Source organism: Archangium primigenium (assembly GCF_016904885.1).
Taxonomy (GTDB): domain Bacteria; phylum Myxococcota; class Myxococcia; order Myxococcales; family Myxococcaceae; genus Cystobacter; species Cystobacter primigenius.
Genome location: NZ_JADWYI010000001.1, coordinates 7,089,689 through 7,102,102 on the forward strand (window position 1 = coordinate 7,089,689; position 12,414 = coordinate 7,102,102).

At 70.3% G+C, this 12,414-nt stretch carries 14 protein-coding genes; 13 read left to right on the top strand and 1 reads right to left on the bottom strand.

The genetic code is table 11. The annotated features are described in order from the left end of the window. The first annotated feature begins 212 nt into the window (after positions 1-212). Complete coding sequence (gene rpmF / locus I3V78_RS29020) at positions 213-401, top strand: 50S ribosomal protein L32 (RefSeq protein ID WP_204492296.1); 189 nt, start codon at positions 213-215, stop codon at positions 399-401. Positions 402-531: 130 nt separating this feature from the next. Here rpmF and I3V78_RS29025 read toward each other — a convergent pair whose 3' ends face one another. Continuing rightward, positions 532-1,113: a YceD family protein gene (locus I3V78_RS29025; protein WP_204496830.1), complete on the bottom strand. Its 582-nt coding sequence runs from the start codon at positions 1,111-1,113 to the stop codon at positions 532-534. Between the two features lie 165 nt (positions 1,114-1,278). Here I3V78_RS29025 and I3V78_RS29030 point away from each other — a divergent pair, with 165 nt between their 5' ends. The 12 genes from I3V78_RS29030 to I3V78_RS29085 all read left to right on the top strand — a co-directional run bounded on the left by I3V78_RS29030 (position 1,279) and on the right by I3V78_RS29085 (position 12,341). After that, positions 1,279-2,181, top strand: a complete 903-nt coding sequence (locus I3V78_RS29030) for a tetratricopeptide repeat protein (protein ID WP_204492298.1) — start codon at positions 1,279-1,281, stop codon at positions 2,179-2,181. Continuing rightward, complete coding sequence (locus tag I3V78_RS29035) at positions 2,178-2,681, top strand: hypothetical protein (RefSeq protein WP_204492300.1); 504 nt, start codon at positions 2,178-2,180, stop codon at positions 2,679-2,681. The genes I3V78_RS29030 and I3V78_RS29035 overlap by 4 nt, the downstream gene beginning before the upstream one ends. 130 nt (positions 2,682-2,811) lie before the next feature. Further along, positions 2,812-3,492, top strand: a complete 681-nt coding sequence (locus I3V78_RS29040) for a winged helix-turn-helix domain-containing protein (protein ID WP_204492302.1) — start codon at positions 2,812-2,814, stop codon at positions 3,490-3,492. Between the two features lie 3 nt (positions 3,493-3,495). After that, on the top strand, positions 3,496-4,857 hold the full coding sequence (locus I3V78_RS29045) for a sensor histidine kinase (protein ID WP_204492305.1): 1,362 nt from the start codon (positions 3,496-3,498) through the stop codon (positions 4,855-4,857). A 12-nt stretch (positions 4,858-4,869) separates the two neighbouring features. Continuing rightward, positions 4,870-5,814 (top strand): metallophosphoesterase family protein, encoded by a 945-nt coding sequence (locus tag I3V78_RS29050; protein ID WP_204492307.1) that lies wholly within the window; start codon positions 4,870-4,872, stop codon positions 5,812-5,814. 75 nt (positions 5,815-5,889) lie between these two features. After that, a complete protein-coding gene (locus I3V78_RS29055; RefSeq protein ID WP_204492310.1) occupies positions 5,890-6,579 on the top strand; it encodes a response regulator in 690 nt (229 codons plus the stop codon). A gap of 94 nt (positions 6,580-6,673) precedes the next feature. Next, the gene (locus tag I3V78_RS29060) at positions 6,674-7,495 is read left to right on the top strand and encodes a phosphate ABC transporter substrate-binding protein (RefSeq protein ID WP_204492312.1); all 822 of its coding nucleotides are present in this window, start codon (positions 6,674-6,676) and stop codon (positions 7,493-7,495) included. Between the two features lie 63 nt (positions 7,496-7,558). Next, on the top strand, positions 7,559-8,557 hold the full coding sequence (gene pstC / locus I3V78_RS29065) for a phosphate ABC transporter permease subunit PstC (RefSeq protein WP_239576714.1): 999 nt from the start codon (positions 7,559-7,561) through the stop codon (positions 8,555-8,557). Continuing rightward, a complete protein-coding gene (gene pstA, locus I3V78_RS29070; RefSeq protein WP_204492317.1) occupies positions 8,554-9,465 on the top strand; it encodes a phosphate ABC transporter permease PstA in 912 nt (303 codons plus the stop codon). The genes pstC and pstA overlap by 4 nt, the downstream gene beginning before the upstream one ends. A gap of 48 nt (positions 9,466-9,513) precedes the next feature. After that, positions 9,514-10,257 (top strand): phosphate ABC transporter ATP-binding protein PstB, encoded by a 744-nt coding sequence (gene pstB, locus I3V78_RS29075; RefSeq protein WP_204496831.1) that lies wholly within the window; start codon positions 9,514-9,516, stop codon positions 10,255-10,257. 20 nt (positions 10,258-10,277) lie between these two features. Next, positions 10,278-10,970, top strand: a complete 693-nt coding sequence (gene phoU / locus I3V78_RS29080) for a phosphate signaling complex protein PhoU (RefSeq protein WP_204492319.1) — start codon at positions 10,278-10,280, stop codon at positions 10,968-10,970. 132 nt (positions 10,971-11,102) lie between these two features. Next, complete coding sequence (locus tag I3V78_RS29085; RefSeq protein WP_204492322.1) at positions 11,103-12,341, top strand: glycosyltransferase; 1,239 nt, start codon at positions 11,103-11,105, stop codon at positions 12,339-12,341. Positions 12,342-12,414 lie beyond the last annotated feature (73 nt).

The following is a 12,414-nucleotide window of genomic DNA, read 5'->3' on the forward strand; positions in this document are numbered from 1 at the left end:
CGCGGCGGCATCCTTCCATGGACCCGGCCCGGCCCGGGGGTAGAATAGGGGGCGGACCTGGGGCGTTGCCGCCCCCGGGGGATTTGATCCCCATTGGCGCGTTGACTCACACGTCCCGAGCGGCTAGGGTCCGCCGCCTTCCAAGCTTTTACCGGTCGGATCTGGTGAGAACATCTCCGGAAGCCCGGACCGTGACGATATAGAGGTGAGCCGTGGGTGTTCCCAAGAAGCGTACGTCCAAGATGCGTCGTGACCGCCGCCGGGCGGCCAACAACAACCTGCGGAGCGCCGTGCAGGTGATCAAGTGCAGCAACTGCAACGAGCCGGCGCTTCCGCACCGCGCCTGCAGCGCCTGCGGCTTCTACAAGGGCCGCGAGACGGTCCCCGCCGCCCAGGGCTAGTCCCCGGGCTCCAGCGCTCGCTGGAAGGTCAAAAGGCCGCTCCCTCGATGAAGAGGGGCGGCCTTTTCGTTCGTGGCGTGGGCCCCGCGGCGCCTCCCCCTATAAAAGGAGGAGGCGGCGATGGGGGGCCTCAGCTCTGGATCTTGAGCTTCTTGAGCTGCCGGGCCAGGGGTGAATCCTCGCTCTTCGCCTCGCAGGCACACGCCTTCTCGTTGAGGTTCTGGCCGCACTGGGCGCACAGGCCCTTGCAGTCCTCGCGACACAGGGCGTTCATGGGCAGCGCCAGGATCGCCTGCTCGCGCACGATGGGCTCCAGGTCGATGACCTTGCCGTCGAAGACCTCCTCGTCCGTGTCATTGATGGAGAAGGAGCCACCCGACTCTCCATGGCCCCGGTCCTTCTCCTCCACCTCGTCCTCGTCCAGCACGTCCTCGCCTCGGGCGAGCGACTGGGGCACCAGGTTGAGCGTGAAGGACACGGGCAGCGTCAGCGTCGCGTCGGTGAGACAGCGCTTGCACTGCGTGTCCACGCGCTCGGTGAACTGGGCCTTGAGCAGCACGCCCCCGCTCACCTTGCGCAGGTCGGCGGAGACCGCCAGGGGCTCGGTGGCCTGGAAGCCCGAGCCCTCGAGCGCGGCGCGGAGCTGCTCCAGGCTCAGCGACTCCTTGAGCTGAAGCCCCTGGTCCTTAATCTCTTCAATCTTTACGCGCATCGCCACGACATCTCATCCTGTCCAAAAGGGGCGCGCATCATGGGGAGGCCTCCCCCCGGAGTCAACGCGCCAGAACACCCAAGGATGTCCAAGACACGCGGATGTTGCACGAGGAGTGCGCCTCGAAGTGGAGCGAGGCCTGTCCGTCTGCTAGGGTGCCGGCCAATGGACGTGCAGCGGTATCGCGTGGTGGCGTGCATCCTGACGGCGAGCCTGCTGATGCCGGGCGCCTCGCTGGCCAGACCCCTTTTCCCTCGGCCGCTCTTGTATCAGACGGCCCCGGCGCGTCCGGAGATCGCACGCGCCCAGGAACAGATCGAGGACGGCGAGTTCGAGGAGGCGGTACGGACCGTGGAGGCCGGGCTGGATGCCCCGGACGTCACGGACGACCAACTCGTGGAGCTCTACCGCCTGCTCGGCATCACGTCCCTGTACCTCGGGGACGAGGCCCGGGCGCGCGAGGCCTACGAGATGCTCCTGCAGGCCCGGCCGGACTACGAGCTGCCGCGCACGGCGCCGCCGAAGATCCGCGCCCTGTACGCGCGCATCAAGGAGGACATCAAGAACCGGCGCGTGCGGCCCGTCACGCTGCAGGTGGACCCGATTCCGGACACCAACGGCAAGGAGCCCGTGGTGGCCGAGGCGCGCATCACCGACATGGCGCTCGGGGCCCGGGCGCGGCTCTTCTACCGGCGCGCGGGCGCGCAGGCCTACAGCTCGGTGGACTTCGCGCGCGACCGGACCAACAAGGAGCACTTCGTCGCCACCCTGCCCGCCTACGAGCTGCCCCCCACGTCCTCGGCCTATGAAGTGGAGTACTACTTCGAGGTGGCGGACGCGGCCCAGCGGCGCCTGGCGGGCCGGGGCGATGCGTTCAACCCGCTCATCTTCCAGGTGACGCCCGAGGCGGGCGCGGTCGCCGTGGTGAGCGAGCGCCCCTGGTACAAGAGCCCCTGGCTGTGGGTCGCCGTGGGCGCGGTCGCCGTGGCGGGCACCGCGGGCGCCGTCGTGTACGCCACCTCCGACAACCGGGCCCTCGTGCCCATCACCGTCCAGGTCCGTCCATGAGCGCGCGCGCCTCGTCTCTCGCCCTGCTGGGCGCCACCCTCCTGCTGGGCTGCGGCGGCATGGACGAGCCGGACAGCCAGCCGCTGGGCATGCGGCTGGTGCTCTCGCAAGCCGTCGCCGACGAGCTGGGGGCCTTCCAGGTGGTGGTGCTGCCCAATGGCGCCGCGCGCAGCTGCGCGGATCTCCAGCGCTCGTGCCTCAACCAGCAGGTGAAGGCCACCGAGCCGCTCGTCATCGCGGACTCCGCGGGCAAGACGGGCCGGGCGCTCGTCTTCCCGGTCCAGCTCGGCGAGGGCGGCACCCAGAAGCTCGACGTGAACATCCCCGTCGGTCGCGACTACGCCATCGTCATCGAGGCGGTCTCGCGCAGCAGCCCGCCGCGCTTCCTCGGCAGCTCCTGCAACTACCTGAACGCCGTGAGCTCCCGCAACGAGCCCTTCATCGCCGCGTCCATCCAGCTCGCCGCCGTCGGCTGCAACCCCACCTTCCCCTCGCCTTGAGCCCGGGGGACGCGCGAGGCGGCGCACCCGCCCCGCCGCGTTGTCACGAAGGCGTCACATCCTCTTCATTCAGCCGACACGGGGGCTCTGTTAGTGCAATCGGCGTGAGCACGGCAAGCCGGGAGGAGACATGGCACGCATCCTGATCATCGAGGACGAGCAGGATCTGGCCGGACTGGTGGAGTACAACCTGCGCGCCGCGGGCTTCGAGGCGGAGGCGGTGGGCTCGGGCGCGAGCGGTCTGGCCCGCGCCCGCGCGAATCCGCCGGACCTGTTGCTGCTGGACCTGATGTTGCCGGACCTGGCGGGCAGCGAGGTGCTGCGCCTGTTCAAGGGCGACGCGGACTTGCGCAAGGTGCCGGTCATCATCGTGAGCGCCAAGGGCCAGGAGTCCGATCGCATCCAGGGCCTGGAGCTGGGCGCGGACGACTACGTGGTGAAGCCCTTCTCGGTGCGCGAGCTGCTGCTCCGGGTCAAGGCCGTGCTGCGGCGCGCGGACGCCGAGGAGGGTGAGAGCGCCCAGCTGTCCGCCGGGGACATCCAACTGGACACCACGCGCCACCAGGTCCGGGCCCGGGGCCAGGAGGTGGCCCTCACGGCGCTCGAGTTCCGGCTGCTGCGCACGTTGATGGAGCGCACCGAGCGGGTGCAGACCCGCGAGGTCCTGCTCTCGGACGTGTGGGGCATCCAGGCGGAGATCCACACCCGCACGGTGGACACGCACATCAAGCGCCTGCGCGAGAAGCTCGGCCCCGCGGGCGACATCATCGAGACGGTGCGCGGCGTGGGCTACAAGCTCACCCCGCCCTGATCCATGCCCCCTCGCCCCCTGCTGCTCGCGCTGCTGGCTCCCGCTGGCGTGGCGCTCGTGGTCTTCCTGCTGCTGGGCTGGAACATGGACGCCGTCTATGTCTCGCTCTCCACCCTGCTCGGCTCCGGGCTGACGTTGATGGCGGCGCGGGGTCTCATCCAGCGCCGCCTGACCGGGCTCACGCGCACGGCGCTCACCCGCCCCGAGAGCACCTCCCCGTCTCCCCCGGCCGCCGATGACGAGGAGCTCGAGGAGCTGACACTGGTGCGGCGCACCCTCGACGCGCTGCACCAGCGGCACTTCACCCGCGACGTGGGCCTGCTGCAGGAGGCGCGCACGCTCACCGCCGTCCTCGACGGCATGGCCGAGGGCATCTGGGTGACGGACGTGGAGGGCAACGTGCTGCGCCACAACGACGCGCTGCGCGGCATGCTGATGCCCGCGGGGGACATCGTCGGCCAGCGCCCGCTCACGCTGCTGCGCCACGACTCGCTCAACGAGGCCGTGAGCCGGGCCTGCCAGGAAGGCGTGTCCACCCGACTGGAGCTGACACTGGACGACGTGCTGTCGCGCACGCTCGCCATCCGGGTGACGCCCCTGGGCGGGGACCTGCCCGGCAGCGCCGCCGTCTTCCACGACGTCACCGAGCTGCGCCACCTGGAGAAGGTGCGCAAGGACTTCGTCGCCAACGTCTCGCACGAGCTGCGCACCCCCATCACCGCCATCCGCGGCTACGCGGAGACGCTCCAGTCCGGCGCCCTCGCCGACCCCCAGGTCGCCGCCAAGATGGTCGACATCATCCACCGCCAGTCCGAGCGGCTCTCGGAGCTCGTCGAGGATCTGCTCGAACTGTCACGCCTGGAGTCACGCGAAGTGAAGCTCCAGGTGCGGGACGTGCCGCTCGCGCAAGCGGCCGCCCGCGCGGCCGAGACCGTCCGGCACAAGGCCCAGGGCAAACGCATTTCCCTGGAATTGGACGTTCCCCCGGAGCTCGTGGCCCAGGGAGACGAGCGAGGCCTGGAACAGGTGCTGCTCAACCTGTTGGACAACGCGGTGAAGTACACGCCCGAGGGCGGACGGGTGCGGGTGACGGGGGGCCTGGAAGAGGGTCGGTGCGTGGTGCACGTGCGGGACAGCGGCGTGGGCATCGAGCCGCGGCACCTCACGCGCATCTTCGAGCGCTTCTACCGGGTGGACAAAGGCCGCAGCCGGGACATGGGGGGCACGGGGCTGGGACTGTCCATCGTCAAGCACCTGCTGGGCGCCATGGGCGGCGAGGTCCGGGTGGAGAGCCAACCGAACGAGGGCTCCACCTTCACGATTTTACTGCGGGTGGCGGTGCCCTCTGCTGCATCCGCGGGTTAGGATGCGCCATCCATGCGGGTCGCAATCCTCGCCGACATTCACGGCAACCTCCCGGCCTGCGAGGCCGTCCTGGAGGACATCGCCCGGGTAGCGCCCGATTACATCGTCGCCGCGGGCGACCTCGCGCTGCGGGGCGCGCATCCTCGCGAGACGGTGGAGCTGCTCTTCGATCGCTGTCACGCCCTCATCATGGGCAACACCGACTGCTACCTCGCCGGCAACTACCTGGGGGGCGCCTACCGGGAGCGCGACCACTGGAAGACGGAGCTGCTCCAGTGGTCGAGGGATCAGCTCGGGGAGGCCTGGCTCAAGCGCCTGGGCTCCATGCCCTTCTCGGTGCGCTACAGCCCGCGCCGGGGGCAGGACCTGTTCGTCTGCCACGCCAACCCGCGCAACCTCGAGGACTCGCTCGATCCCACGCTGGATGAGAACACCGTGCGCCGCTACTTCCAGAACCTGGATGCGGCGGCGGTGGCGTTCGGCCACCTGCACTTCCCCTACCGCCGCCGCGTGGGCCGCCTGCTCATCGCCGACGTGGCGAGCGCCGGCATTCCGCGGGATGGCGATCTGCGTCCGGCCTACGGCGTCTTCACCTTCACGCCCCGGGGCTGGCGCGTGCAGATCCGCCGGGTGCGCTACCCGGTGCGCAAGGCCACCCAGGCCCTCACCGCGCGCCGCGTCCCCGGTGGACCGCTGCTCATCCACAAGCTCGTCGAGGCGCGCTATCGCCACCACAAGGCGCTAATGGAGGCCGCGCGTCGGCACTCGGGGCTGCCGCCGCCCGGGCCCGTGCTGCGCCCGCCGCCCGGCTCCAACATCCCCCACCGGCCCACGCCGCTGGAACTGCCCGCGCTGGACCCCGCGGCCCTGCGCTCGGCCGATGCCGAGGAGGGCGCGCCCCTGCCCATCGACGAGGAGCCGCTGCCGCTCGCCGGGGCACACGACCTGGACGGCTGAGGTCCGGTCGATGTCACGCAGTTGTCGCCTGGGTGCCACGGGTCCGCGAACGTCGCGGCACACAGTGCGCGCGCCATGCCCCACATTCTCATTGTCGACGATGAGCGGGATCTCGCCGAGCTCATCGACTTCAACCTGCGCGCCGTCGGCTTCTCCACGCGCATCGCCGCCACCGGGGATGCCGCGCTGGTGGCCGCCCGCGAGCAGCGCGCCGACATCATCCTGCTGGACGTGATGCTGCCGGACATGTCCGGCGTGGAGGTCTGCCGCCAGCTGCGCGCCACGCCCTCCACGCGGGACGTGCCCATCGTCATGCTCACGGCCAAGAGCGAGGAAGGCGACCGGGTGCGGGGCTTCGAGGTGGGGGCCGACGACTACGTCACCAAGCCCTTCAGCGTCCGGGAGCTCGTGCTGCGGCTCAAGGCCATCCTGCGGCGCGGCAGCACCCCCCAGGAGGCCGGGAGCACCCTCACGCTCGGCCCCCTGTCACTCGACACCACGGCCCACCGCTTCCTGGTGGAGGGCCGCGAGGTGGTGCTCACCGCGCTGGAGTTCCGGCTGCTCGAGCACCTGCTGTCGCGGGTGGGCCGGGTGCAGTCCCGGGAGCTGCTCCTCGAACAGGTGTGGGGCCTGTCCAGCCACCTGGAGACGCGCACCATCGACACGCACATCATGCGCCTGCGCGAGAAGCTCGGCCCGGCGCGCGCCTACCTGGAGACGGTCCGGGGCGTGGGCTACCGCATCGTCGAGCCCGGAGCGGCGTGAGGCGCGTGACGCATTTGTCACGGCGAGTCCCCGCAACGGCCACGCGAGTCACGTAAAGCCCCCCGTGGATTCCCACTCCAAGGAAACACCTCCCATGAAGACGCTCATCGCCTCGCTCGCCACGGTGCTGCTGCTCCTCCTGCCGGGCGCCGCGCGCGCGGGTACGGTCACCGTGAAGGGCTCGGACACGCTGGTCATCCTCGGGCAGCGCTGGGCCGAGGAGTTCATGAAGAAGAACGCCACCGTCAAGCTGCAGGTGACGGGGGGCGGCTCGGGCGTGGGCCTGGCGGCGCTCGTCAACGGCACCACGGAGATCGCCATGTCCAGCCGGCCCATCAAGGACGCGGAGAACGCCCAGCTGCGCGCGCGCCACAAGGCCAACGCCACGCAGCTCGCCGTGGCCAAGGACGGCGTCACCTTCTACGTGAGCGAGTCCAACCCGCTCGGCGCGCTCACCGAGCAGCAGCTGCGCGACATCTACCTGGGCGACGTGACGAACTGGAAGCAGGTGGGCGGCCCGGACGCGCCCATCGTCGTCTACTCGCGCGAGAACTCCTCGGGCACCTACGTGTTCGTGAAGGACCACGTGCTCAAGGGCGAGGACTACACCGCGAGCGCCCAGACGCTGCCGGGCACCGCCGCGGTGGTCAACGCGGTGGCCAAGGAGAAGAACGGCATCGGCTATGGCGGCGCCGCCTACGCCAAGGGCGTCAAGGAGCTCAAGGTGCTCCAGGGCAAGGAGGCCATCGCCCCGAGCGCGGAGAACATCAAGAGCGGCAAGTACCCGCTCTCGCGCGAGCTGTACTTCTACCTGCGCGCCGCGCCCACGGGTGATGCCAAGGCCTTCCTCGACTACGTCCTGTCGCCCGAGGGCCAGGCGCTCGCCACCCAGGTGGGCTACTTCCCGGTGAAGTAAGGCGTCCAGGCGTCACGCGATTGTCACACGGGTCCCGAGGCGAAGATGGATAGACAGGTCAGCATGCAGGGTCAGGGATTCGTGGGACCGGCGGCGGTGGCGCCGAGACTCTCCTCGGCGGCCCGGCGCAGGCAGCTGCGCGAGAAGGCCATCGCCGGGGTGATCACGGCCATGGCCTTCACGGGCATCGCGGCGCTGGTGCTCATCCTCGTCTTCGTGGCCCGGGAGGCGCTCACGCTCTTCCTGGACGCCGAGGCCCGCCACGAGGCGAGCCCGTCGAAGATGTTCCTGCCGCAGGTGGTGCGCGCGGGCAAGCCCACCGCCTTCGTGTGGCAGCCGGTGTCCTCCGTGCCCAAGGTGAGCATGATTCCGCTCTTCATCGGCACGCTCAAGACGACGATGGTGTCCATGCTGGTGGCGGTGCCGCTGGGCGTGGCGGGGGCGCTGTTCGCGGCCGAGTTCGCGCCCCGGCGCCTGCGCGAGGTGCTCAAGCCCACCATCGAGATGCTCGCCGGCATCCCCTCGGTGGTGCTCGGCTTCGTGGCGCTCATGGTGTTCGCCAGCTTCCTGCAGGACACGCTCGGGCTGGGCTCGCGGCTCAACGCCCTGGTGGCGGGGCTGGGCCTGTCGCTCGCCATCGTGCCCGTCATCTTCACCGTGTCCGAGGACGCGCTCACGGCGGTGCCGCGCAGCTACCGCGAGGCGTCGCTGGCGCTCGGCGCCACGCCCTGGGAGACGGCCTGGAAGGTGGTGCTGCCCGCGGCCGCCCCGGGCATCCTCGCCGCGTGCGTGCTGGGCTTCGGCCGGGCCATCGGCGAGACGATGATCGTCCTGATGGCCTCGGGCAACGCGGCCATCGTGTCCGCGTCCCTCACGGACTCGGTGCGCACGCTGTCGGCCACCATCGCCGCGGAGATGGGCGAGGTGGTGTCGGGCAGCCCCCACTACGCCCTGCTCTTCTTCATCGGCGTGGAGCTCTTCTTCTTCACCTTCCTCATCAACATGGTGGCCAGTACGTGGACCCGGCGGGTCCTCAAGCGGCTGTCGGGAGCGGGCGCATGAGCCCCGCCTGGCGCCGGGGCGTGGGTGGAGCGCTCACGTCCCTCACCGGCCTCGCCGCGCTGCTCATCGTGGCGCTGCTGGCCGTCATCATCCTGGACATCGTGCGCGGCGGCCTCGGGATGATCTCCTGGCGCTTCCTCACCGAGCCGCCCTCGGACGGCATGATGGCCGGCGGCATCTTCCCCGCCCTCTACGGCACGGCGGCGCTCACGCTGCTCATGACGCTCGCGGTGATGCCGGTGGGCGTGCTCACGGCGGTGTACCTGCACGAGTACGCACCGCCGGGCTCGCTGCTGGCGCGCGCGGTGCGCGTGGCCATCATCAACCTGGCGGGCGTGCCCTCCATCGTCTTCGGCCTGTTCGGCGTGGGCTTCTTCATCCACTTCGTGGGCGGCAACCTCGATCGGCTGCTCGGCTACCAGGAGCTGCACTGGGCCCAGCCCGGCATCCTCTGGGCGGCGCTCACGCTGGCGGTGCTCACCCTGCCCGTGGTCATCGTGTCCACGGAGGAGGCGCTGCGCGCGGTGCCCCTGGAGCAGCGCACGGCGAGCCTCGCCCTCGGGGCCACGCAGAGCCAGACGCTCGCGCGGGTCGTGCTGCCGGGCGCGCTGCCGGGCATCCTCACGGGGGCGGTGCTGGCGGTGTCGCGCGGCGCGGGCGAGGTGGCCCCCATCCTCTTCACCGGCGCGGCCTACTTCCTGCCGGAACTGCCCCAGGCGCTCAACTCGCAGTTCATGCACCTGGGCTACCACTCCTACGTGCTGGCCACCCAGTCGCCCGACGTGGAGGCCACCCGGCCCCTGCTCTACGGCACCGTGCTGGTGCTGCTCGTGCTGACCTTCGCCCTCAACCTCGTCGCGGTGCTCATCCGCGCCCGCACCCGCCGGCGCGCCGCCGCGGCCCACTGAGTCCCGTCCGCCATGCCCTCGTCCCCGTCGTCTCCCGCGCGCATCAAGATGGAGTCCCGCGCGCTCACCCTGCGCTATGGCAACAAGGTGGCCGTCAAGTCGGTGAACCTCACCCTGCCCGAGCACCAGGTGACGGCGCTCATCGGCCCCTCGGGCTGCGGCAAGTCCACCTTCCTGCGCTCGCTCAACCGGATGAACGATCTCATCCCCGGCACCAGCCACGAGGGCACCGTGCTCCTGGAGGGCACGAGCATCCATGACCGCAACGTGGACGTGGTGGACCTGCGCCGCCGCGTGGGCATGGTCTTCCAGAAGTCCAACCCGTTCCCCAAGAGCATCTTCGAGAACGTGGCCTATGGCCTGCGCGTGGGCGGGATGAAGGACAAGGCGGAGCTGGCCGCGCGGGTGGAGAAGTCCCTCCGGGGCGCGGCGCTCTGGGACGAGGTGAAGGATCGCCTCGGGGACAGCGCCCTGGGCCTGTCCGGCGGCCAGCAGCAGCGCCTGTGCATCGCGCGCGCCCTGGCCATCGAGCCCGAGGTGCTGCTCATGGACGAGCCCGCGAGCGCGCTGGATCCCATCGCCACCGCGAAGATCGAGGAGCTCATCTACGAGCTCAAGGCGCGCTACACCATCGCCATCGTCACCCACAACATGCAGCAGGCGGCGCGGGTGAGCGAGCGCACCGCTTTCTTCTACATGGGAGAGCTGGTGGAATGCGGGCCCACGGAGAGCATCTTCACCAACCCGCGTGAGAAGCGCACCGAGGACTACGTCACCGGGAAGTTCGGCTGAGCGGGAAAAGAGGCGGGCACATGCCGTCAGTGCATACGGACAAGGCGTTCGAGGCGGATCTGCGCGACTTGCGCGAGAAGCTCCTGGCCATGGGCGCCAAGGTGGAGGCGCTCATCGCCGACAGCATGCGCGCGCTCACCGAGCGGGACACGTCGCTGGCCGAGGAGGTCGCCCAGGGGGACAAGGAGGTCAACCGCCTGGAGGTGGACATCGACGAGGCATGTCGCCGCATCCTCGCGCTGCGCCAGCCGGCCGCGAGCGACCTGCGCCTCATCACCACGGCCCTGAAGATCGTCACCGACCTGGAGCGCATCGGGGACCTGGCGGTGAACATCGCCGAGCGGGCCAAGGATCTCAACGCCGCCCCGCCGCTCAAGCCCTACGTGGACACGCCCCGGCTCGCCGAGCTCGCCCTGCAGCAGGTGAAGAAGGCCCTGGACGCCTTCGTCTCGGCGAACACGACCAAGGCCGAGGAGGTGCTCAAGGCGGACGATCACCTGGATGCCCTCTACCTGAAGATCTTCAACGAGCTGCTCAGCTACATGATGGAGGACTCGAAGAACATCCGCCGCGCCACGGCGTTGATGTTCATCGCCAAGCACCTCGAGCGCATCGGGGATCACGCCACCAACGTGGCGGAGATGGTCATCTACATGGTGCGCGGCACGGACATCCGCCACCCGCGCAGCCGCAACCTGCCCTCGGGCACGTGAGCGCGGGGCGGGTGGCCCCCGCATGTATTTCCCCGTCGTCACGGAGGCTTCACGAAGCCTTCATCTGGGCCCCGTAGCGTCCCTGGACAGGTCGCGCCTCTCCCGCGATCTCCTCCGTCCAGGAGAACGTCCGTGCTCACGCTCCACACGCTCAGCCTCGCCCTCCTCGCCGCGGCCACCTTCGGCACCCTCGCCCTCTGCGTGCAGCTCGTCTGCGTGCTGCGCCACGCCTGGGACGACGCCCCTCCCCTGCCCTCCCCTCCCGAGCCGCGCCGCTCGGGCATCTCCATCCTCAAGCCCCTGTGCGGCGTGGACGATGACCTGGAGGCCAACCTCGAGTGCTTCGCCACGCTCGGCTACCCCGTCTACGAGGTCATCCTCGGCGTGAAGGACACGCGGGATCCCGCCTATCCCGTGGCGCTGGCCGCGGTGGCACGCTGGCCGGACGTGATGCGACTGGAGATGCAGCACGGCGAGCCGGGCCTCAACCCCAAGGTGAACCAGCTCATCACCCTGGCGGCCGCGGCGCGCTACGACGTGCTGCTCATCAGCGACTCCAACACGCGCGTGGGACCGGGCTACCTGGAGGAGCTCTCCCGCGCTTTCGAGGATCCCTCGGTGGGCTGCGTGTCGCACCCGGTGAGCGGCGTGGGCGAGGCGTCGCTCGGCTCGTTGATGGACAACCTGTACCTGTGCACCACGGCGGCCGCGGGGCAGATCGCCGCCAAGCGCATCGCGGGCCAGGATCTCGTGGTGGGCAAGTCCATGGCGCTGCGCCGCGAGGTGGTGGAGGGCCTGGACGGCTTCTACGCCGTGCGCAACGTGCTCGCGGAGGACTTCGTCATCGGCCAGTGGGTGACGCGGCGCATGGGCCTGAGGGCCGTGGTGGCGCGCGCCCCCGTCTACAACGTGTCCCAGAAGAAGAGCGTCCAGACGTTCTTCCAGCGCTACGTGCGCTGGAGCATCATCCATCACACCTGCATCCCCACGCCGCTCTACCTGGCCCAGTCCACGCTCAACCCCCTGCCCTGGGCGCTGCTGGGCGCGGTGCTCTCCCCCTCGGCCTGGACGCTCGGGCTGGCGGGCACCGTGGCGGGGGTGAAGGTCCTGCATGACGTGCTCGTCTTTCGCGCCATGCGGCCGGGCCTGAAGACGCCCTGGATGACGCTGCCCGCGGTGCTGCTCAAGGACGCGCTGCTCTTCGTGGCGTGGGCCCATGGACTCGGGGCCCGCTCGGTCAACTGGCGGGGCCGCTCGCTGCGGGTGCGCGCCGGCTCGAGGCTCGTGGCGCCCGCGGCCCCGGTGCACGTCCTGCCCCGGCCCGCGGTCCACGTCGAGACCTCGCGCGCCGAGCAGCTGCTGGCGGGCTGAGCGCTTCACCGCGAAGTCACGGGGCGATCCCGGAAGCTTCACCCACGGGACATGAGGGTGTTTCAGGCCCGGG

Excerpts from the sequence above, each read along its gene's own strand:
- I3V78_RS29040 (WP_204492302.1), top strand. The coding sequence starts at position 2,812 with ATGGCACGCATCCTGATCATCGAGGACGAGCAGGATCTGGCCGGACTG.
- I3V78_RS29025 (WP_204496830.1), bottom strand. The coding sequence starts at position 1,113 with ATGCGCGTAAAGATTGAAGAGATTAAGGACCAGGGGCTTCAGCTCAAG.
- I3V78_RS29050 (WP_204492307.1), top strand. The coding sequence starts at position 4,870 with ATGCGGGTCGCAATCCTCGCCGACATTCACGGCAACCTCCCGGCCTGC.
- I3V78_RS29060 (WP_204492312.1), top strand. The coding sequence starts at position 6,674 with ATGAAGACGCTCATCGCCTCGCTCGCCACGGTGCTGCTGCTCCTCCTG.
- pstB (WP_204496831.1), top strand. The coding sequence starts at position 9,514 with ATGGAGTCCCGCGCGCTCACCCTGCGCTATGGCAACAAGGTGGCCGTC.
- I3V78_RS29035 (WP_204492300.1), top strand. The coding sequence starts at position 2,178 with ATGAGCGCGCGCGCCTCGTCTCTCGCCCTGCTGGGCGCCACCCTCCTG.
- phoU (WP_204492319.1), top strand. The coding sequence starts at position 10,278 with ATGCCGTCAGTGCATACGGACAAGGCGTTCGAGGCGGATCTGCGCGAC.
- pstA (WP_204492317.1), top strand. The coding sequence starts at position 8,554 with ATGAGCCCCGCCTGGCGCCGGGGCGTGGGTGGAGCGCTCACGTCCCTC.
- pstC (WP_239576714.1), top strand. The coding sequence starts at position 7,559 with ATGCAGGGTCAGGGATTCGTGGGACCGGCGGCGGTGGCGCCGAGACTC.
- I3V78_RS29055 (WP_204492310.1), top strand. The coding sequence starts at position 5,890 with ATGCCCCACATTCTCATTGTCGACGATGAGCGGGATCTCGCCGAGCTC.
- I3V78_RS29030 (WP_204492298.1), top strand. The coding sequence starts at position 1,279 with ATGGACGTGCAGCGGTATCGCGTGGTGGCGTGCATCCTGACGGCGAGC.
- I3V78_RS29045 (WP_204492305.1), top strand. The coding sequence starts at position 3,496 with ATGCCCCCTCGCCCCCTGCTGCTCGCGCTGCTGGCTCCCGCTGGCGTG.